29 protein-coding genes are annotated in these 26,131 nt (G+C 67.5%); 19 read left to right on the plus strand and 10 right to left on the minus strand.

Annotated elements, in window-relative coordinates:
- Nucleotides 1-224: 224 nt before the first annotated feature.
- Nucleotides 225-1,259: an RluA family pseudouridine synthase gene (locus tag ACE3P6_RS12650; RefSeq protein ID WP_374395530.1), complete on the minus strand. Its 1,035-nt coding sequence runs from the start codon at nt 1,257-1,259 to the stop codon at nt 225-227.
- On the opposite strand from ACE3P6_RS12650, the gene ACE3P6_RS12655 reads away from it, so the two are divergent.
- The 11 genes from ACE3P6_RS12655 (at nt 1,258) to ACE3P6_RS12705 (ending at nt 12,683) form a co-directional block, all read left to right on the plus strand.
- Entirely contained in the window at nt 1,258-1,590 is a 333-nt protein-coding gene (locus tag ACE3P6_RS12655) for a DUF6476 family protein (RefSeq protein ID WP_374374615.1), read from the plus strand. The genes ACE3P6_RS12650 and ACE3P6_RS12655 overlap by 2 nt on opposite strands.
- A gap of 63 nt (nt 1,591-1,653) precedes the next feature.
- A complete protein-coding gene (locus ACE3P6_RS12660; protein ID WP_374395533.1) occupies nt 1,654-3,333 on the plus strand; it encodes an ATP-binding protein in 1,680 nt (559 codons plus the stop codon).
- Between the two features lie 87 nt (nt 3,334-3,420).
- Nucleotides 3,421-4,857, plus strand: a complete 1,437-nt coding sequence (locus ACE3P6_RS12665) for an amidase (RefSeq protein WP_374395536.1) — start codon at nt 3,421-3,423, stop codon at nt 4,855-4,857.
- A gap of 43 nt (nt 4,858-4,900) precedes the next feature.
- Nucleotides 4,901-5,998, plus strand: a complete 1,098-nt coding sequence (locus ACE3P6_RS12670; protein ID WP_374395539.1) for an ABC transporter ATP-binding protein — start codon at nt 4,901-4,903, stop codon at nt 5,996-5,998.
- Nucleotides 5,998-6,912, plus strand: coding sequence for an ABC transporter permease (locus tag ACE3P6_RS12675; protein WP_374395543.1), 915 nt, complete (start codon nt 5,998-6,000; stop codon nt 6,910-6,912). Before ACE3P6_RS12670 ends, ACE3P6_RS12675 begins: the two co-directional genes overlap by 1 nt.
- On the plus strand, nt 6,905-7,708 hold the full coding sequence (locus tag ACE3P6_RS12680; protein WP_374395545.1) for an ABC transporter permease: 804 nt from the start codon (nt 6,905-6,907) through the stop codon (nt 7,706-7,708). Before ACE3P6_RS12675 ends, ACE3P6_RS12680 begins: the two co-directional genes overlap by 8 nt.
- A gap of 19 nt (nt 7,709-7,727) precedes the next feature.
- Nucleotides 7,728-8,756: an extracellular solute-binding protein gene (locus ACE3P6_RS12685; protein WP_374395547.1), complete on the plus strand. Its 1,029-nt coding sequence runs from the start codon at nt 7,728-7,730 to the stop codon at nt 8,754-8,756.
- A gap of 69 nt (nt 8,757-8,825) precedes the next feature.
- Nucleotides 8,826-10,247 carry an amidase gene (locus ACE3P6_RS12690; protein WP_374395550.1) on the plus strand — a complete coding sequence of 474 codons (1,422 nt, stop codon included), beginning with the start codon at nt 8,826-8,828 and terminating at the stop codon, nt 10,245-10,247.
- A gap of 24 nt (nt 10,248-10,271) precedes the next feature.
- Nucleotides 10,272-11,207: a Gfo/Idh/MocA family protein gene (locus tag ACE3P6_RS12695; RefSeq protein ID WP_374395553.1), complete on the plus strand. Its 936-nt coding sequence runs from the start codon at nt 10,272-10,274 to the stop codon at nt 11,205-11,207.
- Nucleotides 11,204-11,899, plus strand: coding sequence for an acylneuraminate cytidylyltransferase family protein (locus ACE3P6_RS12700; RefSeq protein ID WP_374395556.1), 696 nt, complete (start codon nt 11,204-11,206; stop codon nt 11,897-11,899). Before ACE3P6_RS12695 ends, ACE3P6_RS12700 begins: the two co-directional genes overlap by 4 nt.
- The gene (locus ACE3P6_RS12705; RefSeq protein WP_374395559.1) at nt 11,892-12,683 is read left to right on the plus strand and encodes an SDR family NAD(P)-dependent oxidoreductase; all 792 of its coding nucleotides are present in this window, start codon (nt 11,892-11,894) and stop codon (nt 12,681-12,683) included. The genes ACE3P6_RS12700 and ACE3P6_RS12705 overlap by 8 nt, the downstream gene beginning before the upstream one ends.
- 63 nt (nt 12,684-12,746) lie before the next feature.
- Here the strand turns inward: ACE3P6_RS12705 and ACE3P6_RS12710 are convergent, their stop codons facing one another.
- Genes ACE3P6_RS12710 through neuC form a run of 3 tightly spaced genes read right to left on the minus strand, consistent with a single transcriptional unit; the run spans nt 12,747 to nt 16,427 of the window.
- Nucleotides 12,747-14,063 carry a 3-deoxy-D-manno-octulosonic acid transferase gene (locus ACE3P6_RS12710; RefSeq protein WP_374395561.1) on the minus strand — a complete coding sequence of 439 codons (1,317 nt, stop codon included), beginning with the start codon at nt 14,061-14,063 and terminating at the stop codon, nt 12,747-12,749.
- A complete protein-coding gene (locus ACE3P6_RS12715; RefSeq protein WP_374395564.1) occupies nt 14,060-15,319 on the minus strand; it encodes a 3-deoxy-D-manno-octulosonic acid transferase in 1,260 nt (419 codons plus the stop codon). The genes ACE3P6_RS12710 and ACE3P6_RS12715 overlap by 4 nt, the downstream gene beginning before the upstream one ends.
- A complete protein-coding gene (gene neuC, locus ACE3P6_RS12720) occupies nt 15,306-16,427 on the minus strand; it encodes a UDP-N-acetylglucosamine 2-epimerase (protein ID WP_374395566.1) in 1,122 nt (373 codons plus the stop codon). The genes ACE3P6_RS12715 and neuC overlap by 14 nt, the downstream gene beginning before the upstream one ends.
- A 217-nt stretch (nt 16,428-16,644) precedes the next feature.
- Here neuC and ACE3P6_RS12725 point away from each other — a divergent pair, with 217 nt between their 5' ends.
- From ACE3P6_RS12725 to ACE3P6_RS12735, 3 genes are read left to right on the plus strand one after another with little or no spacing between them, the layout of a single operon-like run.
- Nucleotides 16,645-17,304, plus strand: a complete 660-nt coding sequence (locus ACE3P6_RS12725; RefSeq protein ID WP_374395569.1) for a hypothetical protein — start codon at nt 16,645-16,647, stop codon at nt 17,302-17,304.
- A 7-nt stretch (nt 17,305-17,311) separates the two neighbouring features.
- The gene (locus ACE3P6_RS12730) at nt 17,312-17,977 is read left to right on the plus strand and encodes a class I SAM-dependent methyltransferase (protein ID WP_374395572.1); all 666 of its coding nucleotides are present in this window, start codon (nt 17,312-17,314) and stop codon (nt 17,975-17,977) included.
- On the plus strand, nt 17,974-19,002 hold the full coding sequence (locus ACE3P6_RS12735; protein ID WP_374395574.1) for a polysaccharide pyruvyl transferase family protein: 1,029 nt from the start codon (nt 17,974-17,976) through the stop codon (nt 19,000-19,002). Before ACE3P6_RS12730 ends, ACE3P6_RS12735 begins: the two co-directional genes overlap by 4 nt.
- Here the strand turns inward: ACE3P6_RS12735 and ACE3P6_RS12740 are convergent.
- Both ACE3P6_RS12740 and thpR read right to left on the minus strand, forming a co-directional pair.
- On the minus strand, nt 18,980-20,008 hold the full coding sequence (locus ACE3P6_RS12740) for an N-acetylneuraminate synthase family protein (RefSeq protein WP_374395577.1): 1,029 nt from the start codon (nt 20,006-20,008) through the stop codon (nt 18,980-18,982). The two genes, ACE3P6_RS12735 and ACE3P6_RS12740, sit on opposite strands and share 23 nt — an antisense overlap.
- A 49-nt stretch (nt 20,009-20,057) precedes the next feature.
- Nucleotides 20,058-20,615, minus strand: a complete 558-nt coding sequence (thpR, locus tag ACE3P6_RS12745; RefSeq protein ID WP_374395579.1) for an RNA 2',3'-cyclic phosphodiesterase — start codon at nt 20,613-20,615, stop codon at nt 20,058-20,060.
- 226 nt (nt 20,616-20,841) lie between these two features.
- On the opposite strand from thpR, the gene ACE3P6_RS12750 reads away from it, so the two are divergent.
- Together ACE3P6_RS12750 and ACE3P6_RS12755 are read left to right on the plus strand one after the other, a co-directional pair.
- A complete protein-coding gene (locus tag ACE3P6_RS12750) occupies nt 20,842-21,369 on the plus strand; it encodes an NUDIX hydrolase (RefSeq protein ID WP_374395580.1) in 528 nt (175 codons plus the stop codon).
- 53 nt (nt 21,370-21,422) lie between these two features.
- Nucleotides 21,423-21,851 (plus strand): DUF1178 family protein, encoded by a 429-nt coding sequence (locus tag ACE3P6_RS12755; RefSeq protein WP_374395582.1) that lies wholly within the window; start codon nt 21,423-21,425, stop codon nt 21,849-21,851.
- A gap of 155 nt (nt 21,852-22,006) precedes the next feature.
- Here the strand turns inward: ACE3P6_RS12755 and ACE3P6_RS12760 are convergent, their stop codons facing one another.
- Nucleotides 22,007-22,504, minus strand: coding sequence for a MarR family winged helix-turn-helix transcriptional regulator (locus tag ACE3P6_RS12760; RefSeq protein WP_374371190.1), 498 nt, complete (start codon nt 22,502-22,504; stop codon nt 22,007-22,009).
- A 77-nt stretch (nt 22,505-22,581) separates the two neighbouring features.
- Nucleotides 22,582-22,857: a succinate dehydrogenase assembly factor 2 gene (locus ACE3P6_RS12765; protein WP_374395584.1), complete on the minus strand. Its 276-nt coding sequence runs from the start codon at nt 22,855-22,857 to the stop codon at nt 22,582-22,584.
- Between the two features lie 84 nt (nt 22,858-22,941).
- Here ACE3P6_RS12765 and ACE3P6_RS12770 point away from each other — a divergent pair, with 84 nt between their 5' ends.
- Nucleotides 22,942-24,144, plus strand: a complete 1,203-nt coding sequence (locus ACE3P6_RS12770) for a pyridoxal phosphate-dependent aminotransferase (RefSeq protein ID WP_374395587.1) — start codon at nt 22,942-22,944, stop codon at nt 24,142-24,144.
- Between the two features lie 117 nt (nt 24,145-24,261).
- Nucleotides 24,262-24,666, plus strand: a complete 405-nt coding sequence (locus tag ACE3P6_RS12775) for a hypothetical protein (protein ID WP_374395590.1) — start codon at nt 24,262-24,264, stop codon at nt 24,664-24,666.
- Between the two features lie 69 nt (nt 24,667-24,735).
- Here the strand turns inward: ACE3P6_RS12775 and ACE3P6_RS12780 are convergent, their stop codons facing one another.
- Nucleotides 24,736-25,059: a 2Fe-2S iron-sulfur cluster-binding protein gene (locus tag ACE3P6_RS12780; RefSeq protein WP_374371182.1), complete on the minus strand. Its 324-nt coding sequence runs from the start codon at nt 25,057-25,059 to the stop codon at nt 24,736-24,738.
- A 117-nt stretch (nt 25,060-25,176) separates the two neighbouring features.
- Here ACE3P6_RS12780 and ACE3P6_RS12785 point away from each other — a divergent pair, with 117 nt between their 5' ends.
- Entirely contained in the window at nt 25,177-25,590 is a 414-nt protein-coding gene (locus ACE3P6_RS12785; RefSeq protein WP_374395593.1) for an OB-fold nucleic acid binding domain-containing protein, read from the plus strand.
- A 75-nt stretch (nt 25,591-25,665) separates the two neighbouring features.
- Here ACE3P6_RS12785 and ACE3P6_RS12790 read toward each other — a convergent pair.
- On the minus strand, nt 25,666-26,131 hold a 466-nt coding region (locus tag ACE3P6_RS12790; protein WP_374395595.1), incomplete at its 5' end, for a PDZ domain-containing protein.

The raw sequence follows: 26,131 nt of genomic DNA on the forward strand, positions 1-26,131 counted from the left end.
CGCAAACCCCACGGCTATTTCGAACGATCCTACTTCCGCACCGGCTTCGACTTCCTCAGAACCCAAATCCGCGCAAACACACACCTCGCCAAACACCTGGCGACAATCCTTCAAACACCACAACGAACAACGAGAGTCGTGGACGTTACCAAATCCCTAACGTCCACGGCCAAGTCTTTGATTTCAAACGAGACGAAAATCTGTCCACTGCGGACAGCCCCGCCTCACCCCGCCCGCAGGGCCTCGATCAGCCCGGCCATGTCGGTCGGCAGGGGCGAGGAGAACTCCAGCCTCTCCCCCGTCACCGGATGGTCGAACCCCAGCGTCGCCGCATGCAGCGCCTGCCGGGAAAAGGCGTTCCCCAGCGCCGCCCCCTGCCCCAAGGCAGCCCCGAGCCGCTTCTTGCCGCCATAGGTCTGGTCACCCACCAGCCCGTGCCCGGCATAGGCCAGGTGCACCCGGATCTGATGGGTGCGGCCCGTCTCCAGCCAGCAGTCGACCAGCGCCGCCTGCCCCGCGAAGGCCTCCACCACATGGACACGGGTGACGGCGTGGCGGCCCTGTTCCCAGACCACTGCCTGCCGCTGCCGGTCAGTCTTGTGCCGGGCCAGATGCGTCGCGATCCGCAGGATGCCCCCCGCCTCGAAGCTGACCCCCTTCAGCCCCCGCAGTCGGGGGTCGGTGCCCGAGGGCACGCCGTGGACCACCGCAAGATAGTGCCTGTTGACCGAGTGATCCTCGAACTGTCGGGCGAGGCCATGATGCGCCCGGTCGGACTTCGCCACGACCAGCAGCCCCGAGGTATCCTTGTCGATCCGGTGCACGATTCCCGGCCGCTTCTCGCCCCCGATCCCCGACAGCGTGTCGCCGCAGTGGTGCAGGAGCGCGTTGACCAGCGTGCCCGAGGGCGAGCCCGGCGCGGGGTGGACGACCATCCCGGCGGGCTTGTCGATGACGATGAGGTCGGCATCTTCCCAGACGACCGACAGGGGAATGTCCTCGGGCAGGGTCGCGACCTCGACCGCCGGGTCGAGCCGCAGGGTATAGACCTCGCCCTTGGCCACCTTCGCCTTGGGGTCGGTCACGGCCTGACCGTCCCGGAAGACCGCCCCTTCGGCGATCATCCGCATCAGGCGCGAGCGGGACAGGGCGGCATCCTCTGGCACGGCGGCGGCAAGCGCCTTATCAAGGCGGGCGGGGGCGTCCTCGCCGATGGTGACGGCCAGCGACCCGTCCTCGTCCTCGAAAGGCTCTTCCATGTCCGATCCCGCCACGCCCGAGGCCTCCGATGCCGCCCTGCCGCCCAGCCTGCGGCTTCTGAAATGGCTGGTCATCCTGCTGACGCTGTCGATGATCGGCGGTGTCATAACCGTGGTCTGGCTGATTGTCACCCGGATGCCCGCCACCTTTGCGCCCCCGACCCCCACCGTGCCCGAGGCCGTCGCCCTGCCCGCAGGGAAAAAGGCCGCCGCCGTGACCTTCGGCCAGGGCTGGATCGCCGTCGTCACCACCGACGACCGCATCCTGATCTTCGGCACCGACGGCACCTTGCGGCAGGAGGTCGCCATTTCCCCTGCTCCGGGGCCTTGACCGACCGCACAGCCATGAGGCTACTGTCAGGCTGACATTTCAACCTCTCGGTGCGACTGCCTGATGGCCTCCTCCCCCGTATTGTCCAAGGCCGAAGGGGAGAGACTGCGCGACGAGCTGCTGCGCCAGTATCGCATCATCCGGGAAGAATTCGTCCTGCGCATCGTCCTGGTGGCGCTCGCCTATTCGCTTTGCGCAGTCTATGTCGCGCCCTGGCTGATGGCGGTGCTGTTCCTGGTCGAGCTGACCGGGGAATTCGTGGCGCAGCGGCTGCTGCGTCGGCTGGACCCGGCGCGGTCGCCCGGGCGCTATCGCATCTTCCTGCTGACCCTGGTGCCGATGGAAGCTTCGCTGATCTCGGCGGCAGGGCTGGTCTGGTTGCAGGACGACCCCTACGCCAAGGCCATCGCCATCGGCCTGGTCATGGGGTCGCTTCTGCACCTGAGTTCGGTCCGCTCGATTCACCTGCCGCTTGGCGCGGTCGGGATGGCCACGGTGTCGGTCGTGGTCCTGGCGTTCAACACACTGCACTGGGTGACGCTTGGCAATTGGGCCGGACTTGCCGTCTCGACCGTGACGGCGGTGATCGGGCTTGGCTATGCCACAGTCGCGATGGTGTCGAACAACCGCCTGCACCGCGCCGGGTCCGAGGCCACCGCCGCGGCGCGGGCGGCGAACGTGGCCAAGGGGCGGTTCCTGGCACAGATCAGCCACGAGCTGCGCACGCCGCTGAACGCGGTGATCGGGCTGAGCGAGATCGAGGCAGCGGCGGCGAACGGCGCCTCGCGGCAGCGGCTGCGGACGGTTGTCACTTCGGCGCGCGACCTGGCGGTGATGCTGGACGATGCGGTGGACTACTCCGCGCTGACCGAGGGCCGGGTCGCCATCACCCCGCGTCCGGTTGCGGTGCGGCCGGAACTGTCGGCAAGCCTGCTGGTCTTCGAACTGCAGGCCCGGCTGCAGGGGCGCGAGCTTCTGGTCACGATCGACAAGGACGTGCCGCAGGTTCTTCTGATCGACAGCCAGCGGGTGCGGCAATGCCTGGGCAACCTGATCGGCAATGCGCTGAAGCATTCCTCGCGCGGGGCGGTCACGATCTTGGTGCGACATGCGAAAGCGCGGCTGGTCGTCGAGGTGGCGGACCAGGGCAAGGGCATCGCCCCGGCGCTGCACGAACAGGTGTTCGAGCCCTTCTATCGCGGTTCGACCGAGACACCGGGCGTCGGGCTGGGGCTGGCGATCAGCCGGGCGGTGGCGCGGCAGATGGGCGGGGACCTGCTGGTGGTGCCCACCGTGCAGGGGGCGACCTTCCGGTTGACGGTCCACGCCCCGGAAGCCGCCGCGGCGGTTGACGCAGCGAAACCGGCCGACCTGCGCAGTTGCCTCGTGCTGGTGGTGGACGACATCGCCACCAACCGGCTGGTGGCAAGCCAGCTTCTTGCAGCGGCGGGTGCCCGCGTGGTCGAAGCATCGAGCGGCCCTGAAGCGCTGGCCCGGCTGGCGCAGGGCGGGATCGACGCGGTGCTTCTGGACCTGATGATGCCAGGGATGGACGGCGCCGAGACGCTGCGCCGCATCCGCGCCACGCACGGGCGGACGGTCCCGGTGGTCGCGATGACGGCCGACGTGCTGGCCATCCGCAGCGACGATGCCCTGCGCCAGGCGCTGGACGGGTTTTTGCCGAAGCCGATCCTGCCGGAAACCCTGCGAGAGGTGCTGACCAAGGTGCTGCACCGGATCTGACCGATTGCGGCAGGGCGTGTCGGTCGCAGGCATGACGCACAGCCGCCCGACGCGGCAGGCTGGCGGGGCGATACAAGGAGGCACGTCATGATCGGCGATCTGGGGGCAACGGACGCGACCGCGCTGGCGGGGCTGGTGGCACGGGGCGAGGTCAGCCCCACCGAATTGCTGGATGCCGCGCTGGCGGCGGTCGAGGCGCGCAATCCGGCGATCAACGCGGTGGTGTTGATGCAAGAGGGCGTGGCGCGGCAGGCGATTGCCGATGGTCTGCCACCCGGCCCCTTCCGGGGCGTGCCGTTCCTGATCAAGGACCTGGGCTGCGAGGCGAAGGATTTCCCGTCGCACAATGGCTCGCGCCTGTTCGCCAACACGGTCTACGGGCAGGATTCCGCGATCTTCGAGCGGATCAGGGCGACGGGGGTGGTGACCTTCGGGCGCACGACCTCGCCCGAGGGCGGCGTGGGCACGGTGACGGAAGCGGCGGTCTATGGCGGGCCGACGCGCAACCCGTGGAACCTGGACCATACCTCGGGCGGGTCTTCCGGTGGGGCGGGGGCGGCGGTGGCGGCGGGAATCGTCGCGATGGCGCATGGCTCGGACGGGGGCGGTTCGGTCAGGATCCCGGCGTCCTCCTGCGGGCTCTTCGGGTTCAAGCCGACGCGGGCGCGACTGCCGGACGGGCCGTATGCGGGCGAAGGCTGGGCGGGGATGGCGATCGACGGGTTCCTGACCCGGTCGGTGCGCGACACGGCGGTGATGCTGGACGCCTGCGAAGGGCCGGACCTTGGGGCGCCCTATGTGGCGCCACCTTTGGGCAAGGGTCATGCGGCGGCGATCTCGCGCCCACCGCGGCGGCTGCGGGTGGCGATCTGCGACACCACGCTGACCGGAGAGCCGATCCACCCGGAGGTGGCCGAGGCGGTGCGCGCGACCGGGCGGCTGCTGGAGAGCCTGGGGCATGTGGTGGAACCGGCGCGCCCGAAGGCGGACGTGCCGATGATGATGCGGGCCTGGACCGACATTGTCGGCGTCGGCACCGCGCTGTCGATCCGGTCGAAGCTTGGCGACCGGCCGCCGCGCGCGGATGAGGTGGAAGGCGTCAGCCGGGGCGCCTGGGCGCATTCGCAGACGCTGCATCCGACGCGCTATCTGCAGGCGGTGGGCGAAATCCATGCTTTCGGGCGGCAGATGGCGGGGTTCTTCGACCGGGGTCCCGACATCCTGCTGACCGCCACGCTGGCGGAACCCCCGGCCAGGGTCGGCCGCTTCACGCCGACGACCGAGGACTACGTCGCCTACCGCACCGGGCCGCAGGGCATATTCGCCTATTCGCCGTTCTGTGCGGCCTTCAACGCCAGCGGCCAGCCTGCGGCCTCGCTGCCGCTGGGGTGGTCGTCGGACGGGCTGCCCATCGGGGTGCATCTGGCGGCGGCCTATGGCGAGGACGAGGGGCTGATCTCGCTCTGTGCTGAGGTGGAACGCGCCGCGCCCTGGGCCGAGCGTCGCGCCGCGCTGGCGGGCTGACACGGAAGGAATCGCTTGTCAGCCCGGACGCGGTCGGATCAATATGATCAAATACGGGGAGAGCTTGGGGGTAGCCGTGGCCGATGAGGTGACGATCTCTGCCCGGAATGTCGTGAAGGCCTTCGGGCAGGGCGCTGCGGTCGTGCGGGCGCTGGACGATGTTTCGGTCGATATCCGGCGGGGAGAGTTCTTCACGCTACTGGGGCCCTCGGGCTGCGGCAAGACCACGCTTTTGCGGCTGATTGCCGGGTTCGAGATGCCGACGGACGGCACGATCCTCTTGGACGGGGCGGACATCACCACCCTGCCGCCGAACCGGCGCCCGGTGAACACGGTATTCCAGAGCTATGCCTTGTTCCCGCACCTGACGGTGGCGCAGAACATCGCCTTCGGGCTGGAGATGCTGGGCAAGCCGGGGGCGGAAGTGAAGGCGCGCACGGCGCAGATGCTGGCGCTGGTGAAGCTCGACGCGATGGCGGGGCGGAAGACCAGCCAGCTTTCCGGCGGGCAGCAGCAAAGGGTGGCGCTGGCGCGGGCGCTGGCGCCGCAGCCGAAGGTGTTGTTGCTGGACGAACCCCTGTCCGCGCTGGACCTGAAGCTGCGCAAGGAAATGCAGATCGAGCTGAAGCGGCTGCAGACTGAGACCGGGATCACCTTCATCTTCGTGACGCACGACCAGGAAGAAGCCCTGACCATGTCCGACCGCATCGCGGTGATGAGCGCGGGCAAGATACAGCAGGTCGGCACGGCGAAGGACATCTACATCCACCCGAAGAACCGCTTCGTCGCCAGCTTCATCGGCGAGACCAACTTCCTGACCGGCGACGCCGAGGATGGCGCGTTGCGGCTGGGGACTGGCGAGCGGATCGAGGTGCCGGGGCTGCGCGCGGGCGGGACGGTGACTGTCAGCATCCGCCCCGAACAGCTGCGCCTTGGCCGGGCCGAGGATGGCGGGTTGCAGGCCAAGGTGAAGACGCTGGTCTATTTCGGCACCGACACCCATTGCCACCTGGCGCTGGCGGACGGGACGGAGGTCGTCGCCCGGCTGCAAAGCCCGGCCTCGGGCGAGGCGGGGTTGGCGGAGGGCCAGTCGGTCGGCATCCGCTTTGCCGAAGGCGCCGTGCAGCGGGTGGAGGACTGATGAGCCCCGCCGAGGAAAACGCCGTCAGGACCTCGGCCCGCAACGGCTGGCTTCTGTCCCTGCCCGCGCTGGTGGTGCTGTTCCTGGCGGCGGCGGGGCCGCTGATCATCGTCGTCTGGTATTCCTTCCTGACCGCCAACGACACCGGGGGCATCATCCGCACCTTCAGTGTCGAGGGCTGGAAGGGCATCTTCCTGACCTACGACATCTTCGAGGAAAAATACGCGCTGGCCGACGCGCATCTGACGATCTTCTGGCGATCCGTCTGGCTGTCGCTGGCGACGACGGTGCTGACCTTCGCCATCGGCTTCCCGACCGCCTGGTTCATCGCCACACGACCCGTCCAGCAGCGGCCGATGTGGCTGTTCCTGATTACCATCCCGTTCTGGACCAACCTTCTGATCCGCACTTTCGCGATCAACGAGGTGATCCGCAACGAGGGCATCCTGAACACCGCGCTCATGTGGCTGGGCGTGATAGATGCGCCGTTGCAGATCGTCTACACCGAGGTCGCCGTGCTGATCGGGATGACCTATGTCTACCTGCCGCTGATGGTGCTGCCGCTTTACGCCACCATCGAACGCTTCGACATGCGGCTCCTGGAGGCCTCCTACGACCTTTACGCCAGCCGCTGGCATACGCTGCGCCGGGTGATCCTGCCCATCGTCAAGCCGGGGATCGTCGCGGGCTCGATCCTGGTCTTCGTGCCCTCGCTCGGCGCCTATGTCACGCCGCGCATCCTGGGCGGCGGCAAGAAGATGATGATCGGCAACTTCATCGAGCTGCAATTCCTGCAGGGCAAGAACTGGCCGCTGGGCGCGGCGCTGTCGGTGCTGCTGCTGATCATCGTGACGGCGGCGCTTCTGGTCTATGTGCGGGTCGCCAACCGTGATCGGAGCCAGGGTCATGGCTGAGCGCGGGTTCGAGATCAGCCGCCTGCCGGGCTTTGCCACCGTCGCCGTCGCGGCCTTCGTCATCCTCTACCTGCCCATCGTCACGCTGGTGATCTTTTCCTTCAACGATTCCAACTCGGTGGCGACCTGGGGCGGGTTTTCGCTGCATTGGTACGGCAGTGCCTGGGCGAACGAGGACGTGAAGGCGGCGACAGTGCGCTCGCTGATCATCGGCGTCTCGGCGGCGGCGGTCTCGACCACGCTGGCGACGCTCGCCGCGCTGGGGACCACGCGGCGCAAGGCGTTCAAGGGGCAGACCTTCATCTATGTGATGATCAACCAGCCGCTGATGGTGCCGGAAATCGTCACCGCCGTCGCGCTCCTCATCTTCTTCGGCATCGTCAAGGTCGCGACCGGCTATCAGGGCCTGGGCTACCTGATCGCCGCCCACAGCGCCTTCTGCATCCCCTTCGCCTACCTGCCGATCCGCGCCCGGCTGGAAAGCATGGACCTGTCGCTGGAGACCGCCGCCGCCGACCTTTACGCCAGCCCCTGGGCCACCTTCCGCCGGGTCACGCTGCCGCTTCTGGCGCCGGGGATCATGGCTGGGGCGATGCTGGCCTTCGTGATCAGCCTCGACGACGTGGTGATCACCGAATTCGTGAAATCCGGCGGGCAGGACACCCTGCCGACCTATATGCTGGGCCAGCTTCGCCGGGCCTTCACGCCCGAGGTCAACGCGATCTCGACCATGCTTCTGGGGGTGACGGTGGCGATGCTGACCGCCTTCTTCCTGCTGACGCGCAAGAAAGACTGACCAACTGGGAGACGACAAAATGAAAAGACTGATGACCGCGACCGCGATGGTCCTCGCCTCGGCAACGCTTGCCGCTGCCGAGGGCGAATTGCAGCTTTACAACTGGGGCAACTACACCAGCCAGGAAATGCTGGACAAGTTCGAGAAGGAAACCGGGATCAAGGTCACGGTGACCGACTACGACAGCAACGACGTGGCGCTCGCCAAGGTCGAGGCCGGCGGGTCGGGTTTCGACCTCGTCGTGCCCTCGGCCAACTATGTGCCGATCTGGGTGGAGAAGGGCCTGATCGTGCCACTGGACGACAGCAAGCTGCCGAACAAGGGCAACATCGCCCCCGAATGGAAGGACGTGCCCTGGGACCCGGGCCGCGCCTACACGATCCCGTGGCAGTGGGGCAGCACGGGCATCGCGGTGAACACCAAGGTCTACGGCGGCGACATCAACACCTCGGCCGTCTTCCTGGACGTGCCGCCGGAACTGGTCGGCAAGATCAACGTCGTGCCAGAGATGAACGACATCGTCAGCCTTGCGACGATGTATGTCGGCGGCAAGCCTTGCAGCGAAGACCCCGAGGTCATGAAGAAGGCGCGCGACGTGCTCTTGGCCGCCAAGCCCAACTGGATCAGCATGGACTACGGCGCGACCGAGCGGCTGTCGAACGGCGACTGGGCGGCTTCGGTGAACTGGAACGGCTCGACCATGCGGGTGCGGCTTGCCACCAATGGCGACGTGAAATACGGCTACCCGAAGGAAGGCTACCCGCTGTTCATGGACTCGGTCGCCCTTCTGAAGGACGCCCAGCACGTCGAGGAGGCCTACAAGTTCCTCGACTTCATCATGCAGCCGGAAAACGCCGCGCTGATCTCCAACTTCGCGCGCTATGCGAACGGGATTTCAGGGTCGGAGAAGTTCATGGACCCGGAAATGACCGCCGCGCCGGAAGTGATGATCCCGGAAGAGTTCAAGGCCGCAGGCACCTTCCTGCCGACCTGCACCGGCAAGGCGCTGGACTACATCACCGCGATCTGGACCGAGCTGCAGAAGTAAGCGCTCTTCGTTTCGGGGGCCTTCACGGGCTCCCGGACGTTTCTTGAGTATTTTTGCCAAGAGGAAGCCATGCTGGATTGGTCTGCCACACGGCTGTCGGCGGCGATCCATGCGCGCGAGGTGGCGCCCTCCGAGGTGATGGCGGCCTGGCTGGCGCAGGTCGCGGCGCTGAATGGCGACGTCAACGCCATCGTCTCCCTGCGCGACCCCGACGCGCTGATGGCCGAGGCACGGGCGCTGGACGATGCGCCACCGCGAGGTTGGCTGCATGGCATTCCCCTGCCGGTGAAGGACCTGGTGGCGACGAAGGGGCTGTGCACCACCTGGGGCGCGCCGCTTTACGCAACCCATGTGCCCGCGAAAGACGACATCCTGGCGGCGCGGATGCGGGCGGCGGGGGCGATCTTTCCGGGCAAGACCAACGTGCCGGAATGGGGCCAGGGATCGCACAGTTTCAACCCGGTCTTCGGGGTGACCCGGAACCCCTATGACCTGACCCGCAGCGCGGGCGGGTCGTCGGGGGGCGCGGCGGCGGCCCTGGCGACACGGATGGCCTGGGTTGCCGACGGGTCGGACATGATGGGGTCCCTGCGCAACCCGGCGGGGTTCTGCAACGTCTATGGCTTCCGCCCGACATGGGGGCTGGTGCCCTCCGATGCCGAGGGCGACACCTATTTGTCCACGCTCGCCACCGAAGGCCCGATGGCGCGGAGCATCGAGGACCTCGCGCGGCTTTTGCTGGTGCAGGCGGGCGAGAACCCGGAAGCCCCCTTCCCCCGCGCAGTGCCGGATGTGCTCTCCGGCCTTGATCGTGGCGTGAAGGGGTTGCGCATCGGCTGGCTGGGCGACTGGGGCGGGGCCTATCCGATGGAGCCGGGTATTCTTGCCACCTGCGAAAATGGCTTGCGGGTGCTGGAGGACCTGGGTGCAGTGGTGGAGCCCTTGGCGCCGCCCTTCCCGGCCGAGAAGCTGTGGTCCTCCTGGGTCACGCTCAGGGCCATGCTGAACGCGGGAGGCAAGCGCGCTCTGGCCGAGGACCCGGCAAAACGCGCCCTGACCAAGCCCGAGACGATCTGGGAGATCGAGCAGGGCATGGGGCTTTCCGCGCAGGCGGTCCATGAGGCGAGCGTGATCCGCAGCCGCTGGCACGCCCATGCCGCGCGGCTATTCCAGCGCTTCGACGCCGTGGTCCTGCCCACGGCGCAGGTCTGGCCCTTCCCCGCCGACTGGCGCTGGCCTGCGGATATCGCCGGGCGGAAGATGGACACCTATCACCGCTGGATGGAGGTCGTCGTTCCCGCCAGTCTGATCGGCCTGCCCGCGCTGTCGGTCCCGGTCGGATTCAGCCCGGATGGACTGCCCTGCGGCATGCAGATCATCGGGCGGTCCGGCAATGATGCAGGCGTGCTGGCGATGGGGCAGGCCTATCACCACGCGACGGACTGGCCCGGTCGGCGCCCGCCTCTGGTGGCAGGCGCGGTTTCGCGCTAGGGCTGGACCCGCGAGGGAGGTCTCATGCGCGTTCTCGTCATCGGTTCCGGCTCCATCGGGCGGCGGCATCACGACAATCTGCAGGCGCTGGGGGCCGAACCCAGGCTGGTGTCGTGGCGCGAGGCCGGGCTGGCGGGTGCATTGGCCGCAATGGAGGATACCGAAGCGGTCGTCATCGCCACCGCAACCGACATCCGCCTGCCGCTGATCGAAGCCGCCGCCACACGCGGGTTGCCAATGTACATCGAGAAGCCGCTCGCCTTCCGGCCTGCAGAGGTGGAAGCCATCGCCGCTGCCGCCGCCCCGGTCGCCGGGCGGTCGATGCTGGGCTACATGATGCGCTATCATCCGGCGGTGCGGGCACTGGCGGGGATGGACCTGTCCGACGTGTTCCAGTTCGCCCTGACCATCGGCCATGACGTGACGCAGTGGCGGGCGAACTGGCGGTTTTCCGAAAGCTATGCCGCCCGGGCCGAGGGCGGCGGGGTGCTCCTCGACCTCTGCCACGAGCTTGACCTGGCGGTCTGCCTCTTCTCCGGGCTGAGGGTGACGCGGGTCGAAAGCCTGGGCCATCCGGCCTTCCCCGGCGTGGACTTCGCCAGCCGGATTTCGCTGGCGGATGAGGGGTTGGTCGGCGACGTGTCGATGGACTACCTCACCCCCCTCCTCCACCGCCGCACCACCTTGCGCGGCACCGGGCGGATGCACGACTTCGACTTCGCCGCACAGGTCTACCGGGTGACGGAACCCTCCGGTCCCCGGCTTCTGGACCTGCCGCTGGAGCGTAACGCGATGTTCCTCGACGCGATGCGCGACTTCCTCGCGCTGGCCTCCGGCGGCGAGACTTCCGGCAACCCGCTGATGCCGCGGCTGGACCTCTGCCTCGGGTCGGCCCGGCTGGTGGCCGACGCCTGGTCGAAGCGCGAATTCATCGGCAGCATCACGAAGGAAATCCCATGATCCTGGGCCATATCGGCGCGCGGAAGGGCAGCAAAGGCGTGCCGCGCAAGAACTTCCGGATGATCCACGGCAAGCCGCTGATCGACTGGTCGCTGGATCAGCTCTTGGAGCATCCGCTGGTGGGCGCGGTGGTGGTCAGCACGGATGACGAGGAAATCTATGACCACGCGGTCGCCAAGGGCTGCCTGAAGATCGGCCTCCGCCCCGCGCATCTGGCGACCGATACGGCAGGGAAATGGGGCGTCTGGCAGCACGCGCTGGAGTCTTCCGAGCGGCTCATCGGGCCGGTGGAAGCCTTCCTCGACCTCGACTGCACCTCGCCCCTGCGCCTGCCAGAAGACATCACCGCCGCGCTGGAGCTGTTCCGGGCCGAGCGCCCGGACATGGTGATGAGCTGCTGCGAGGCTCGGAAGAACCCCTATTTCAACCTGGTGGAGCCGGATGCGACCGGGGCGCTGCATGTCTCGAAACCGCTGCCCGGCGGGGTGGTGGCCCGGCAGCAGGCGCCGGTGGTCTATGAACATGCGGCCTCGACCTATGTCGTCGATCCCGCCTATCTGAAACGGTCGAAGGGGTTGTGGGAAGGCCGGGTGATCCCCTACCTGATGCCGCCCGAGCGCTGCGTCGACATCGACACGCCCTTCGACTTCCGCCTTGTCGAATTTCTGATGCAGGAGGCCAAGAATGGCTGAGCAACTCAAGGGCCGCACGGTCTTCATCACCGGGTCAGGGGGGGTGCTGGGCTCGACCTATGTCCGCCGGATGCTGGCCGAGGGGGCGCGAGTGATCGCGTCCGACCTGCCGGGCAAGCGGGCGGAGGCGCTGGTCGCGGCGCATGGCGGGGACGAGGCGTTCCGGTTCTACCCGCTGGATGTGGCGAACGAGGATGAGGTGACCGGCATCTTCCAGCGCATCCTGAAGGATGGCTGGGAGCCGAATGTCGTCCTGAACAACGCGGCGATCACGGGGGAGCTGTTGATGGGCGCGGGGCAGCCGTTTCCGGACTTCGCGGACCTGAAAGTGTCGGACTGGGAGAAGACGCTGCGGACCAACCTGACCGGGCCGTTCCTGATCGCCCGGCAGATGGACCGGGACATCGTCGGGAAATGGCCCTGCACGCTGATCAACGTGGCCTCGATGTATGCGCTGAACGGGGCGCATCACCGGATCTACGAGGGGATGCCGTTCAAGAATTTCTCGGCCTACGGGGTGACGAAGGCGGGGATTCACGGGCTGACGGTCTGGCTGGCCGGGTATTGGGCGGCGCGGGGGGCGACGGTGAACACGATCGCGCCGGGGGCGGTGTTCAACAATCATTCCGAGGAATTCCAGCGCCGGGTGGGCGAGCTGATCATGCTGGACCGGATGGCGAAGCCGGACGAGATCGCCGATGCGATGCTGTTCCTGGCGAGCGCCCAGGCGGGGTATATGACCGGGCAGATGGTCAACGTCGACGGCGGGTTCAGCGGCTGGTGAGGGGTCTGTCCACGGTGGACAGATTTTTGCGGTCAATGAAATCAATGGGTTGGCTGCGGACATTCAGGATTTCTTAACTTCTGCGTCCAGCACGGCGAGGGTTTTTTGCGCGGCCCCGGAATGAGCCTGGAAGAAGGTCTCGATGGCCCGCGCCCCCGGCCCGGACCAATCGGTCAGGGCCTTGGTCAGCGCCTCGCGCGTCTCGACCCGCAGGCAGACGCCGGCCGCAATCGCCTCGACCGCCGGGTATTCGATGGTGTGAATTTCCGGGCCGACGATGACCGGGCGCTTCAGGGCCAAGGGCTCGATGATATTGTGCGCGCCGTGGGGCGTGAAGCCGCCACCGGTGACGGTGCGGTCGGAGAGGGCGAGGTAGAAATACATCTCGCCAAGGCTGTCGCCGAGCAGGATGTCGGGGCCTTGGCTGGCCGGGTGCCCCCCATCCCACGGGGAGGAGGGGAGGTTCCGGGGTGTCAGCGTGGCGTCAAGGGCGGCAGAGCGGCGGATTGCCTTTAGCCCTCGGGCGGCAAGCATCCCGGCCACCTCATCGAAACGTTCGGGCTTCCTTGGGACGTAGACCACGAGGGGCCGCGACGGGTGCTTCAGCGCAGCAGTGATGGCGTCGAGGTAGAGGTCATCCTCGCCCTCGACCGCCGAGGCGAAGGTGAGGATCGGGCGGGTTCCTGCGAGCAGGGGGCGGAGCGCTTCGGCAGCCGCGAGTTGCGCGGGGGGGATCGGTTGGTCGAAGCGCAGTTCTCCGGTGACGTGGATGTTCGGCACACCGACCGAGGCGAAGCGTTGCGCTTGCAGGTCGGACTTCACGAAGGCCCCGGCATAGGCTTGCATCAACTTGTGACGAAGAGTGAACTTCGCGTCGCGCGCCATTGATTTCGTGGGATATTGCGCGTTGCACATGAAGAGCGGGACGCCCGTGTTCCGGGCGGCGAAAATCATCCGGGGCCAGACCTCGATCTCCATCACCAACCCGGCACGCGGGCGGAAGGCGCGGAAGAAACCGGCATAGGCCCAGGCGGTCTCGAACGGGACCCAGACCACGGCCATGCGTCCGGCGGCGATCTCGGGGGCGAAGACCCGTTCGGCCTCGCGCCTGCCCGCCGGGGTGAAATGGGTGGTGACGACGCGGTCGCCCCGGTCGAGGAGCGCGCGGATCAGGGGGACGGCGGAACGCATCTCACCAAGGCTGACGGCATGGATCCAGATCGCGCCGGGCAGGCGTTGCGGGTAACGCCCGAAGCGTTCGGAGAGGTGCCGGGCGTAGAGCGGATCCTTCTGCCCGCGCCGCCAGAGGTAGACCAGCACCACAGGCAGGCCGAGGTGCCAGAGGAGCGACCAGAGGCGGAGGAAGAGCCAGAGCCTCATGCCAGCCCGGCCAGGTTCAGAAGGTCAGCGGCAAGCGGGGCCAGTGCGCCTTGGGCTGCGTCGGAGAGCGCCTTGGCGCGGGCGGCCATCGCGGCATGGTCGGCGGTCAGGGCGGCGATCACGGCTTCGGGCTGCACCGCCTGCGCGGCTCCGGCTTCATGCAGCGCGGCGAAATCGGCGGCAAAATTGGCGACACGCGGGCCATGCAGGATGGCGGAGCCGAGCGCGGCGGGCTCCCAGGGGTTGTGGCCCTCGGTTGGCCCGAAGGTGCCGCCGATCAGGCAGGTGGCGCAGAGGCGATACCAGAGACCCATCTCGCCGAACGTGTCGACGATCCAGACATCGGCGGTCGGCCCCTGCCCCGCGCTGCGGCGGGTGGCGGTGCGGCCGTGTTCGGCGGCACGGGTGGCGATTTCGGCGCCCCGATGAGGATCACGCGGGGCGATGAGGAGGAGCGGGCGCGGATGGGCGGCGCGCAGGGCGGAGAGGGTGACGAATTCATCCTCGGGGTGGGAGGAGGCGAGGAGGACGGGGTTTCGGCCGGTCAGGGCCTCGCGCGCCTGGGCCAGTTTGTCGGGGTCGGCAGCCAGAGGCGGGGCAGCGGCCTTGAGCGATCCGGTGACACGGATGCCTTTCGCGCCAAGGGCTTGCAGGTGGCGGGCGGTGGCACCGTCCTGCGCGGTGATCAGGCGGAAACGGGCGAAGATGTCGGCGTAAAGGCCCCTCCAGTGGCGGCGGCGGGCGTAGGCCTCGGCATTCATCCTTGCGTTGACCAGCGCCAGCGGGATGCCGCGCGCGGCGGTGGCGGTGACGGCGCCGGGCCAGAGGTCCTGTTCCGCCCAGACCGACAGCGCGGGGCGCCAGTGGTCGAGGAAGCGGGCGAGGTAGGCGGGGGCGTCGAGCGGGAGGAACTGGTGGCGGGTGCGGGGCGGCAGGTTCTGCGCCATGACCTCGGCGGAGGCGCGGGTGGTGGAGGTGACGAGGAATTCCGCCTGCGGGGCCTGGTCGGCCAGGGCGGCGATGAGGCCCCGCAGCGCGAGGGTTTCACCGAGGCCAACGGCGTGGAGCCAGATCAGGGGGCCTTCGGAGCGGGGCTGCGAGGGCTCGCCCAACTTCTCCCGCCAGCGGTCGGGGAGGTCCTTGCCCTTCTTGAGGCGGCGCTTGAGGACGGCGGGGGCGACAAGCGGGATCGTGCGGATCAGCGCCAGGGCGAGGCGCAGTTGCGCACCCTTTGGCCCGGGATCAGACGTGGTCACGGAACGCCTTTTGCAGGCTCACGGCCCAGAACTCGGGGCGGGCCAGGACCGCGACGAAGCGGTCGGCGGCGGAGCCCTGGCCGAAGCCCTCATGCCGGTCAGCGGGGCGGCCCCAGTGGGTTTGCAGGAAGTCGAGGATCGTGGCGCGGTCCGCCGCCTCGCAGGCGATGACCGAGGGGGCGTCGGAGCGGTTGGACTGCCTTGTGCCGATGTCGAGCGAAGGCAGGCCGAGGAAGGGCGCCTCGCGCACCCCGGCGGAGGAATTGCCGACCATGCAGGCGGCGTTCTTCATGAGTTCGGAGAAATGCGAAAAGCGCATCGAGGGGAGGATGCGGAAGCGGTCTTTCGGAAGGGTATCAAGGACCTGGAAGATGGCTTGCGAGCCGGGGTCGTTGTTCGGGGCGATGACCACGAAGCTGCGGCGGGAGGCCTCAAGGGCGCCGAAAAGGTCCGCCGCCTGCTGGCCGATCGTGTCCTGCTCGGAGGTGACGGGGTGGAAGGTGGCGATGCCGTAGTCGGCGAAGGGGATGGCGTAGCGCGCCTGCACCTCCTCCAGCGTGACGCCGGAGGGGCGGGCGTGGAAATCCAGCTCGGGCGAGCCGATGGGGTGGATCGTCTCCGGCGGTTCGCCAAGCGCCATGACGCGGCGGGCGGCGGCCTCGGAGGAGACGAAGTGGTGGGTGCAGAGCTTGGTGTTGCAGTGACGGAAGACCTCGTCGATGGTGCCGGAGACCTCGCCGCCCTCGACATGGGCCGAGCGGACGTAGTTGGTCGCGGCGACGAGTGCACCGGCCAGCGCCTCGATCCGGTCGCCGTGGAGGATGATCAGGTCGGGTTTCGTTTCGCGGACATAGGCCGAGAAGCCGGTGACGGTGCGGGCGAGGACGGCGTCCTGCGGGTCGCCCTCCTGCTGGTTGACGAATTCCTCGACGGCGATGCCGGGCAGGCGGCGGACCTCGTTCCGGGTGAGGCCGTAGCGGTCCATCATGTGCATGCCGGTGACGAAGAAGGTGACCCGGTGGCCCGCGTCCCGCGCGGCGGTGGCGAGCGGTTCCAGCTTGCCGAAGTCGGCGCGGGTGCCGGTGAGGAAGAGGAGGTGGCGGGTCATGGGCGGGGCTGCAGTCATGGGTAGGCCTGTCTAACCCCCCGGACAAACACGACGCAAGACGGAGGTGAGCGGATTGCACCTGCCGGGGCGGCGACATAACCTTTGCGAGTTGGTGCAACTGCGGTCAAAGAGGGCAATGCTGCAATCCTTGCGTTCCAGACTTGGCCGGAAGCTGCGCCCGCGCCGTGAGGTCACAGTCAGCACCCAGGATGACCTGGTGGAACTCGCTCACTGGATTGACCGGCCACCGCTGCGGCTGATGGTGCCGCCCGGGCTTCTGCGGATGCAGGGGGCCTTCATCTATGGCCCGGGGCATCCCTTCGTCTCGGCGCTGGCTGAAGGAGAGATCGCGCTGCGCCGGTTCTACGCGGATTGCCGACCGCGGACGATCTGCGAGTATTACGGTCTTGATGCAGGCGAGCGCATCGGAGGCGACCTCCCGCCGTGGGAAATCCCGTGGTACGGTCGGACCAACCGCACGCCTCCGCCGGGCGAGTTGGCGCTGGGAGCCGAGCACGGCGTCAGCTTCTATGGCCCGGTGACCGACCAGAAGATCGGCCTGGAATTGGCGCGTCTGCACCGCCTGCATGCGGCAATCGGGCGGAACGGATACGATCCCGATGCGCATGGCGACATCGAGGGCTACATCCTGAATGACGGCACAGGCGCGGCCTTCTTCGTGCGGGGCGGCAAGCACCGTGCGGCAGTTCTGACCGCACTTGGCCATGACCGCATCCCGGTCGCTTTCCGGCCCTCGTTTCCCCGCATGGTCCACGCGGCGGATTCCGCCCTTTGGCCACTGGTGCGGGCCGGGGCGATGGAATTCTCGCTGGCGAAGGAGATTCTCGAAGCCTATATCCGGGGCCGGACGCAGTGACGGGACGATGATGGACAAGCTGGTCGAAGCCTATTCGGGAGACAAGGCGCGCAACTACGACGCCCGTCGCGCTGCTTCGAAGCGCTGGCGGCGCGAGGTTGCGGCGATGGAGGCGATGCTGGCCGACATTGACGCCGGAACCATTCTGGACTGCCCGTTCGGGACCGGGCGCTGGGTCCCGCAATATGAGGCCGCCGGCGCCACGGTGACCGCCGTCGACCTGTCGCAAGGGATGCTGGACGAGGCTGCCGCCAAGATCGCCGATCTGCCGAAGGAACGCCAGGCGGCCTACACGCTGATCCGCGCGAGCATTTTCGATCTTTCGCCTTTGCGACCCGTCCCCGATCTGACGGTCTGCATCCGCTTCCTGAACTGGGTCGCCTTCCCTGATGCGGTGCGGGCGCTTGAGCGGCTTACCGCGCTTGGTTCGCCGCATATGATCCTGGGGGCAAGCCTGGTTCCCGATGCGGCGGGGCCGCTGCGACGGCTCTGGTACGGTCTGTCGCTGGCGGTGATCAATTGGCGCGCGCACCACAAGCCCGCCCAGCATGTCCACCCCGAAGCCGCCTTCCTGGCCGAACTGGACCGCCTGGGCTGGCGCGTGGTCGACCGGCGCGAAATCATGCGCCGGAATGCGCGGGTGAACTATTTCTTCCGCCTCGAGCGCGCATGACGGTTGCGCCCCGCGTCCTTTTGCTGAACGACACCGACGAAGGCGCCACGCATTTCGGCTGCATGCGGGTGATGCGCACCATTCGCGCCGAACTGGCCCAACGCGGGATGGCGGACCTGCCGTCGATCAAGGTCGGCACCGACTGGCGGCGGGACCCGGGTCTGACCGCGCGGATCGACACTGCCGACCTTGTGGTGATCAATGGCGAGGGCACGCTGCATCATGGCAAGCGCCGGGGCCGCTGGCTTCTGGAAGCCGGGGCGCGGGTGAAGGCGCGCGGCGGGCGCGTGGCGCTGATCAACGCGCTGTGGCAGGACAACCCGCCCGACTGGGCCGATCTGGCGCGCGGCTTCGACATCCTTGCTTGCCGCGACGGTCATTCCGCAACCGATCTGGCAAACGCGACGGGGCGCGAAGTGACCTGCCTGGGCGACCTGTCGATGCTGCACCCTTGGGACCCTCCGGCTACCGCTCGATCCGGTGTGATGGTCGGGTGCTCGGTACATGGCAAGGTCACCGAGGCGCTGGCGCGTTTCGCTCAGGAGGGCGGGCATGATTTCGTGCCGGTGACGACCGAGATCAAGTCGATACCGGCCCGGCTGACCGGCTGGCGGCGCTGGCTGCGGGCGCAGAGCAATGCCTGGCGGAACGGTCGGTTCCAGGCCAGCTTTCCCGACACCCGTTTCCTGCGCGACGATCTGGGGTTCCTGACCGAACTTTCACGGCACCGGCTGGTCGTGACCGGACGCTTCCACGCCGTCTGTCTGGCGATCCTGTCTGGCACACCCTTCATAGCCGTAAGCTCGAACAGCTGGAAGATCGAGGCGCTGGTCAAGGATATCGGTCTTGATCCTGCCCGGCTGCGCGGCCTGTCAGCCCTGACGCAGGAAACCCTGCCCGAACGCAACTGGGATTACAGCAGCGCAGAGCGCGCCGCCATTGCGGCGAGCCTGTCGCGATGGCGTGACACGGGCGCGGCGCTGTTCGACCGCATCGCCTCCCTCACCCCAGATCGCCCCACCTGAGCTGCGTGTTCCTTGTCACCGCGCGGGTCAGCCGCTTGCCCACCACCTTGTCGAAGTCATAGGCGGCGATCTCTCCCGACCCCGGTCGCCGCGCCCAGATGTCGGCTTCCGCGATCACATGGCCTGCGGGCAGGTCGCGGTCGGCCACCACCGAGCCGCGGGCGAAGCGGTAGACGTCTTCCTCGGGTGCGCTGCGCTGCTTGGGGTTGTTCGCGGCGATCCAGATCTCCTTCGAGCGGTCGATCAGGAAGCGCAGTTCCGCCGGGTCCATCGAGTTGATGATGTCCGGCCCCTTGCGGTAGCGGCTGTCGGTGTAGTGGCGTTCCAGGATCGAGGCCCCCAGCGCGACGGAGGCCAGCGCCATCTCGGGCCCGATGGAATGGTCGGAGAAGCCGACGACGGCCTTCGGGAAGGCATGTTTCAGCTCGGTGACGCCCCTGAGGCTGACGATTTCCGCCGGGCTGGGGTAGAGATTGGTGCATTCGAGGAGCGCGTAGTCCACCCCGGCCTTGTCGAGGATGTCGACCGAGGCGCGGATGGTCTCGATGGTCTGCATCCCGGTCGACAGGATCACCGGCTTGCCCTTGCGGGCGATGTGGCGGATCAGCGGCAGGTTGTCGGCCTCGCCGGAGCCGATCTTGTAGGCGGGGACATCGAGGGTTTCGAGGTAATCCGCCGCCGCCCGCGAAAAGGGGGTGGAGATCCAGATCATCCCGAGGCTTTCGGTGTAGCGCTTCAGCTCCGCCTCGTCGTCGAGCGAAAGCGCGCAGCGTTCCATGACATGCCAGATCGAGACATCGGCGTTCGGCGGGAAGATCTGCTTCGCCTCCTCGGTCATCTCGTCTTCGATGATATGGGTCTGGTGCTTGATCATCTCGCAGCCCGCGCCCGCCGCCAGCCGCACCATCTCTTTCGCGACGGCAAGGTCGCCGCCGTGGTTGATGCCGATCTCGGCGATGACGAGGGGGGGATGGTTCGGGCCGATCTCGCGGTGGGCGATCTTCATGGGCAACTCCGTGGGTTGTCGCCCGTGGTGCGTCAGCCGCTCCCGGCTGTCAAGCCGGGGGGCGCGGGGTCAGCGGGTAGCGGGCGAGGACCTGGTAGTGCGAACCCTTGGCGGAGAGGTGGCTTTGCCAGAGGGTGAGTTCAGTCACCTCCCAGGGGTCGCTGCGGAAGCCCTGCCCCATCGCGACGGCGCGTTCCAGCCGCATCGCGTCGGGCGGCGGCGGGGGCGGGAAGCGGCCGAGGGTGATGTGGGGGACGAACTTGCGCGTCTCGATCGGGCATCCGGCGCGACGGGCGATGGTTTCGACCTTGGTCTGCAGGTGGAGGAGGTCTGGCGACGGCGCAACCCCGGCCCAGGCGGCGCGGGGCTTGTCCTTGCCGAAAAGGCCGAGGCCTTGCAGGGAAAGGGGGAAGCTTTGGGCGCGCAGGGTCTCGAACCCCTCATGCGCGATGTCCAGCGCGGATTCCGGGCAGTCGCCGAGAAAGACGAGCGTGAGGTGCAGGGTCTCCGGCTCTACCTTGCGCGGCAGGGGCAGGAGGAACTGCTGCACCTGCAGCGCGCCGCGCAGGGCGGGGGGCAGGTCCAGCCCCAGGAAGGCGCGGATCATCGCACCCCCCGCACGAAGACCGCGCCATTCAAGTGTGGAAGGACCGTTCTGCCCCGGCTCACGCTGTTCCTGTGCCTCATGCTGCGGGAAAGTAGGGCATTCCGACCCGTTTTGCGATCAACTCCCCGGGAATTCCCTGTAATTTCATCCTTTCTCATGCCATATTCGTGACTGAGGATAGCGGGCAGCGGCGAGACCCGGGAACCGGGCGGCCAAAGGGCGTGACATGGGCTGGCAAGACAAGATAGCGGCACAGGGGGCCGGGATGGACGGCACCCGGATGCAATACGGGGCGCTGTGCTGGCGTCTGGGAGACGAGGGGCCGGAGGTGCTGCTGATCACCAGCCGCGACACCGGGCGCTGGGTGATCCCGAAGGGCTGGCCGATGCCGGGCCTGTCGCCCGAGGCCGCGGCGGCGCAGGAGGCCTGGGAAGAGGCCGGGGTGTCGGGGCTGATGAACCCGCTTTGCGTCGGGCGCTACGGCTATCAGAAATGCCTGTCGCTGACTTCGACCGTGCCCTGCGCGGTGGCGGTCTACGGGCTGCGGGTCGACAAGCTGGCCAAGACCTTCCCCGAGATGAAGGAGCGGCGGCGCAAGTGGTTTCCACTGCACGAGGCCGCGACCCTGGTGGCCGAACCGGAACTGGCGATGATCATCGCGGGCTTCCTGCCGCCGGTCGCGGGCCGGGCGGCGCCGATCATGGGCGACGACGACGATGCTGTTGCACCAGGGCGCAAGCGCAAGGGGCATTGATCTTTCCGGCGCGGTGCATAGGTAGTCACCGTCACGATTGCGAGACGACGGAGATGATCCGCTACAGCCTGAAATGCGGAGCCGGGCATGGCTTCGACAGCTGGTTCAAGGGCGCCGAGGCCTTTTCGGCGCTGAAGGCGGCTGGCCAGGTCATCTGCCCGGTCTGCGGATCGGCGACGGTGGAGAAAGAGCTGATGGCCCCCGCCGTCCGCCCGGCCCGCAAGGCGGCGGCCCCGAAGCCCGACCTTTCGGCGCCCGGATCGGAGCTGGAGGAGAAGATCGCCGCGCTGCGCCGGCAGATCGAGGCGAATTCGGAATATGTCGGCATGAACTTCGCCGCCGAGGCGCGGGCGATCCATGCCGGCGACGCGCCGGAACGGACGATCCACGGCGAGGCGAAACCCGACGAAGCTCGGGCGATGATCGAGGAGGGCCTGCCGGTCGCCCCCCTGCCCTTCCTGCCCGCCCGAAAGGTGAACTGAGCCCGCGTAGGCCCCGTCCACTGTGGACGAGTTTTCCAGATCCGTGAAATCAATGGGTTGCGCGCGGGCGTTCAGGTTTGGTTAACCCGCGCCTATGGCTTCCTCTTGGCGAAAATACTCCCGCCGGAGGCCCGCCCCCTTCCCCACGCCCGACCTCAGTAGATGTAGCGGATCTGTTCGGTCCAGAAGCGTTCCATCCGTTTCAGCGACATGTTGATCTCGTCCATGCCGGAGGCGTCGATCAGACCGCGCTTTTCCATCCCGTCGGAGTGGCGGGCGAAGAGGTCGGACAGCAGCCCCCGGACATGGCGACCCTTCTCGGTCAGCTTCACCCGCACCGACCGCCGGTCGATTTCCGAGCGCTGGTGGTGCATGTAGCCGAGATCGACGAGCTTCTTCAGATTGTAGCTGACATTCGAGCCCTGGTAATAGCCGCGCGATTTCAGCTCGCCCGCCGTCACCTCGTTCTCGCCGATGTTGAAGAGAAGCAGCGCCTGGACCGAGTTGATCTCCAGGATGTTCAGCCGTTCGAATTCATCCTTGATCACGTCAAGCAGCAGCCGGTGCAGCCGTTCGACCAGAGCCAGGTTGTCGAGGTAGCAGGACAGGAACGCCTTCTGCGATCCGTCCAGCACCGGGGCATAGATTGTCATACCGTTTCTCCACCGTTCGGGCGGGGGTAGAATCGGCACAAAGAGAAAACATTCCGTAAACTTGGCAAGAACTTCGACTATTTTTCGCGGGAAAGGCGGGCCCTTGCGAAGTCGGTGATCCGGGCAAGCAAGGGGGCCAGCGCCGCCGGGGGCGCGGATTGGCCCAGGACCCAGGCCATCAGATCCTGGTCGTTTTCCGCCAGAAGCGCGTCATAGGTCAGGAGATCGGCCTCGCCGAGGCCAGCCAGATGCGCATCGGCGAAGGGGCCGAGCACCAGATCCATCTCTTTGGTGCCGCGCCGCCAGGACCGCATCGCCATCCGCTTCAGGCGCGCATCTGCCGTCTCGTCCATCGCCCCGCCGTTCCCGCTTGAACCCCGTCGGGGCGGACCCTAAGACAGGCGCAAGCGAAACTCCACCACCGAAAGGGGCTGTAGATGGCCTTCCTCTCCGACACGCTGGCCCGGGTGAAACCCTCGCCCACCATCGCGGTGACCACGAAGGCGCAACAGCTGAAATCCGAGGGCAAGGACGTGATCGGCCTTGGCGCGGGCGAGCCGGATTTCGACACGCCGGAAAACATCCGCGCGGCGGCGAAGCGGGCGATCGACGCGGGGAAAACGCGCTACACCGCGGTGGACGGCATCCCCGAATTGAAGGCGGCGATCTGTTCGAAGTTCCTGCGCGAGAACGGGCTGACCTATACGCCGCAGCAGATCAGCGTCGGCACCGGGGGCAAGCAGATTCTCTACAACGCGCTGATGGCGACCTTGAATCCGGGCGACGAGGTAATCATCCCGGCGCCCTATTGGGTCAGCTACCCGGACATGGTGATGCTGGCGGGCGGGACGCCGGTGCCGGTGGTGGCGGGGATCGAGACCGAGTTCAAGCTGACGCCCGAACAGCTTGAGGCGGCGATCACGCCGAAGACCAAGTGGTTCATCTTCAACAGCCCGTCGAACCCGACCGGGGCGGGCTATACGCGGGCCGAGTTGAAGGGGCTGACGGATGTGCTGATGCGGCACCCGCAGGTCTGGGTGATGTCGGATGACATGTACGAACACCTCGTCTTCGACGATTTCGAATTCTGCACTCCGGCCGAGATCGAGCCGGGGCTCTATGATCGGACGTTGACCTGCAACGGCGTGTCAAAGGCCTATGCGATGACCGGCTGGCGGATCGGCTATGCGGGCGGGCCGGTGGCGCTGATCAAGGCGATGGGGACGATCCAGTCGCAATCGACCTCGAACCCCTGCTCGGTCAGCCAGTATGCCGCTCTGGAGGCGTTGACGGGGCCGCAGGAGTTCCTGGCCGACTGGCGCAAGGTCTTCCAGGGGCGGCGCGATCTGGTGGTTTCGATGCTGAATCAGGCGAAGGGCATCCGCTGTCCGAAGCCGGAGGGGGCGTTCTATGTCTACCCGGACATTTCCGGCTGCATCGGCAAGGCCACGCCCGCAGGCACGATGATCTCCAACGACGAGGTTTTTGCGACCGCGCTTCTGGAGGAAACCGGGGTGGCGGTGGTGTTCGGCGCGGCCTTCGGGCTGTCGCCCAACTTCCGCGTCAGCTACGCGACCTCGGACGAGGTGCTGCGCGAGGCCTGTTCCCGCATCCAGCGCTTCTGCGCCGGGCTGGTCTGACGCGCGCCTGCGGCCCCGATGCGGCCCTGATGCGGGTTGACGATTCCCGTCGGCTCGGGAAGGAATGGCTTGGGCACCGGGGCCGCCCCGGCCTGCGGGCAATGGACCGATTGAGCGATGGGTGCTGACCTTCCCGACTATTACTTCCGCGTGCGCGAGAATGGCGCGGCGGTGTTCCGTCTGGGCACGGAAAACCGCCAGCGCCGGATCGAGATGACGGAGATCGCCGCGGTCAACGTGAAGAATGGCAACATCAAGCCGCATGGCGAGGTGGAGCTGACCGAGGCGGACCGGGGGGCCATCGAGGAATGGCTGGCGGCGCGGCAGGCGCAGCTGGCGGCGCGCGAGGTGGACGACATCCTGCGCACCGTCGACCACCTGAACCTGACGACGCAATGGGCGCAGGCGCGGGCGACGGATGCGCAGCTGGAGGCGGTGACGGATCAGCTTCTGCTGGCGATGCACGACCTGCGGTCCATGCTGGTCCGGCGCAAGGCGGATAGGCTGGGGAAATCGGAGTAGCCTCCCTCGTCGCGGCTTCGTCCTCTCGTCGCGAGCGACGAGTGGCGAAGTCATCGAGGAGCGGGAGATTCAGATCTGCTTTTCCGGCATCTCGACGCGCAACCCGTCCAGCGCATCCGTGACCTTGATCTGGCAGGTCAGGCGCGAGCGGACCGGGTCGGGGTTCCAGGCGAAGTCCAGCATGTCGGCTTCCATGCTGTCCTTCTTCGGCAGTTTTCCGACCCAGCCCGCATCGACATAGACATGGCAGGTGGAACAGGCGCAGGCGCCGCCGCAATCGGCCTCGATCCCCGGGATGCCGTTGTCGCGCGCGCCTTCCATCACGGTGAGGCCGTTCGCGACCTCGACCACATGTTCGCGGCCATTGTGTTCGACGTAAGTGATCTTCGCCATTCGCAGGTCTCCCGGGAGCGTCAGACGTGACATAGGCCAGTCCGGCCGGATTTGCCAGAGGGCGCGCAGGGCCTGTGCGGACTTGCCTTGCGGCGCCAATGTTCTAGTATTGTTCCCATGACCGCCCCTGTCCCCCCGCCCCGCAGTGGCGTCCTGCGTGCCACGCCCTGGCCGCGCCCGCCGAAGGCGATCCAGGCCGCCCGGCTGGGTGAACCTCCGGCGGGGGCGCGGGTGACGGTGGCGGGGCTGGTGCTGGTCAGACAGCGGCCCGGCACGGCGAAGGGGGTGATCTTCGTCACGCTGGAGGATGAGACGGGGACGGCGAACGTGGTCGTCTGGGCCAATGTCTACGAACGTTTCCGCCGCGCGGTGATCGCCGGGCGGCTCTTGCGGGTGACGGGCAAGCTGCAACGCGAGGCGGGGGTGGTGCATGTGGTGGCGGAACTGATCGAGGACTTGTCGCCGCTTCTGGACCGGCTTCTCGACCCCGGATTCCGGCACGATGGCACACGGGCGGGGGACCAGCCCTAAGGCGGGGAACCCAGCTTCCCTGAGCGGGAACATTGGCGGCGAGAAACTCCCGCCGCCAAGCATCTTGCTGAACCGTCAGTCCTCGATCGACAGTGCCACGAAGCGCGGGTCGCCGCCGCGCCGGACGAGGAGGAGCAGCGACTTCCGCCCCGCATCCTTGGCTTCCTTGATCCGGTCCTGCAGGTCCTGCAGCCGCACGACCTTCTGCTGACCGGCCTCGGTGATCAGGTCGCCCTCGACGAGACCCTTGGTGAAGGCCTCGGACGCCTGGTCGACCTTCATGACCATCAGCCCCTCGGACGAGGGGTCAAGCCCCAGCCGCGACCGCATGTCGTCGTCAAGCGGCGCCAGGGTCATGCCCAGCGTCTCGATCTGTTTCGGCGCCTCGGGCGCGGGCGAGGACGCGGGCATCGTCTTGGCCTCGGCATCTTCGCGGCGGCCAAGCGTGACGGCCAGCGTCTCGGTCTTGCCATCGCGGAGCACGATCACCGGCACCGCCTCGCCGATGGGCGCATCGGCCACCCGGCGGGTCAGGTCGCCG

It is taken from the genome of Tabrizicola sp. (genome assembly GCF_041911175.1).
GTDB lineage: Bacteria > Pseudomonadota > Alphaproteobacteria > Rhodobacterales > Rhodobacteraceae > Tabrizicola.

What these genes read in the sequence shown, in the direction of transcription:
- ACE3P6_RS12780 (WP_374371182.1), bottom strand. Translation starts at nt 25,059, where the DNA reads ATGGCGAAGATCACTTACGTCGAACACAATGGCCGCGAACATGTGGTC.
- ACE3P6_RS12680 (WP_374395545.1), top strand. Translation starts at nt 6,905, where the DNA reads ATGGCTGAGCGCGGGTTCGAGATCAGCCGCCTGCCGGGCTTTGCCACC.
- ACE3P6_RS12690 (WP_374395550.1), top strand. Translation starts at nt 8,826, where the DNA reads ATGCTGGATTGGTCTGCCACACGGCTGTCGGCGGCGATCCATGCGCGC.
- ACE3P6_RS12750 (WP_374395580.1), top strand. Translation starts at nt 20,842, where the DNA reads ATGGGCTGGCAAGACAAGATAGCGGCACAGGGGGCCGGGATGGACGGC.
- ACE3P6_RS12700 (WP_374395556.1), top strand. Translation starts at nt 11,204, where the DNA reads ATGATCCTGGGCCATATCGGCGCGCGGAAGGGCAGCAAAGGCGTGCCG.
- ACE3P6_RS12660 (WP_374395533.1), top strand. Translation starts at nt 1,654, where the DNA reads ATGGCCTCCTCCCCCGTATTGTCCAAGGCCGAAGGGGAGAGACTGCGC.
- neuC (WP_374395566.1), bottom strand. Translation starts at nt 16,427, where the DNA reads ATGACCCGCCACCTCCTCTTCCTCACCGGCACCCGCGCCGACTTCGGC.
- ACE3P6_RS12775 (WP_374395590.1), top strand. Translation starts at nt 24,262, where the DNA reads ATGGGTGCTGACCTTCCCGACTATTACTTCCGCGTGCGCGAGAATGGC.
- ACE3P6_RS12735 (WP_374395574.1), top strand. Translation starts at nt 17,974, where the DNA reads ATGACGGTTGCGCCCCGCGTCCTTTTGCTGAACGACACCGACGAAGGC.
- ACE3P6_RS12670 (WP_374395539.1), top strand. Translation starts at nt 4,901, where the DNA reads ATGATCAAATACGGGGAGAGCTTGGGGGTAGCCGTGGCCGATGAGGTG.
- ACE3P6_RS12730 (WP_374395572.1), top strand. Translation starts at nt 17,312, where the DNA reads ATGATGGACAAGCTGGTCGAAGCCTATTCGGGAGACAAGGCGCGCAAC.
- ACE3P6_RS12785 (WP_374395593.1), top strand. Translation starts at nt 25,177, where the DNA reads ATGACCGCCCCTGTCCCCCCGCCCCGCAGTGGCGTCCTGCGTGCCACG.
- ACE3P6_RS12770 (WP_374395587.1), top strand. Translation starts at nt 22,942, where the DNA reads ATGGCCTTCCTCTCCGACACGCTGGCCCGGGTGAAACCCTCGCCCACC.
- ACE3P6_RS12675 (WP_374395543.1), top strand. Translation starts at nt 5,998, where the DNA reads ATGAGCCCCGCCGAGGAAAACGCCGTCAGGACCTCGGCCCGCAACGGC.
- ACE3P6_RS12755 (WP_374395582.1), top strand. Translation starts at nt 21,423, where the DNA reads ATGATCCGCTACAGCCTGAAATGCGGAGCCGGGCATGGCTTCGACAGC.
- ACE3P6_RS12705 (WP_374395559.1), top strand. Translation starts at nt 11,892, where the DNA reads ATGGCTGAGCAACTCAAGGGCCGCACGGTCTTCATCACCGGGTCAGGG.
- ACE3P6_RS12665 (WP_374395536.1), top strand. Translation starts at nt 3,421, where the DNA reads ATGATCGGCGATCTGGGGGCAACGGACGCGACCGCGCTGGCGGGGCTG.
- ACE3P6_RS12685 (WP_374395547.1), top strand. Translation starts at nt 7,728, where the DNA reads ATGAAAAGACTGATGACCGCGACCGCGATGGTCCTCGCCTCGGCAACG.
- ACE3P6_RS12655 (WP_374374615.1), top strand. Translation starts at nt 1,258, where the DNA reads ATGTCCGATCCCGCCACGCCCGAGGCCTCCGATGCCGCCCTGCCGCCC.
- ACE3P6_RS12765 (WP_374395584.1), bottom strand. Translation starts at nt 22,857, where the DNA reads ATGGACGAGACGGCAGATGCGCGCCTGAAGCGGATGGCGATGCGGTCC.
- ACE3P6_RS12695 (WP_374395553.1), top strand. Translation starts at nt 10,272, where the DNA reads ATGCGCGTTCTCGTCATCGGTTCCGGCTCCATCGGGCGGCGGCATCAC.
- thpR (WP_374395579.1), bottom strand. Translation starts at nt 20,615, where the DNA reads ATGATCCGCGCCTTCCTGGGGCTGGACCTGCCCCCCGCCCTGCGCGGC.
- ACE3P6_RS12650 (WP_374395530.1), bottom strand. Translation starts at nt 1,259, where the DNA reads ATGGAAGAGCCTTTCGAGGACGAGGACGGGTCGCTGGCCGTCACCATC.
- ACE3P6_RS12710 (WP_374395561.1), bottom strand. Translation starts at nt 14,063, where the DNA reads ATGAGGCTCTGGCTCTTCCTCCGCCTCTGGTCGCTCCTCTGGCACCTC.
- ACE3P6_RS12760 (WP_374371190.1), bottom strand. Translation starts at nt 22,504, where the DNA reads ATGACAATCTATGCCCCGGTGCTGGACGGATCGCAGAAGGCGTTCCTG.
- ACE3P6_RS12740 (WP_374395577.1), bottom strand. Translation starts at nt 20,008, where the DNA reads ATGAAGATCGCCCACCGCGAGATCGGCCCGAACCATCCCCCCCTCGTC.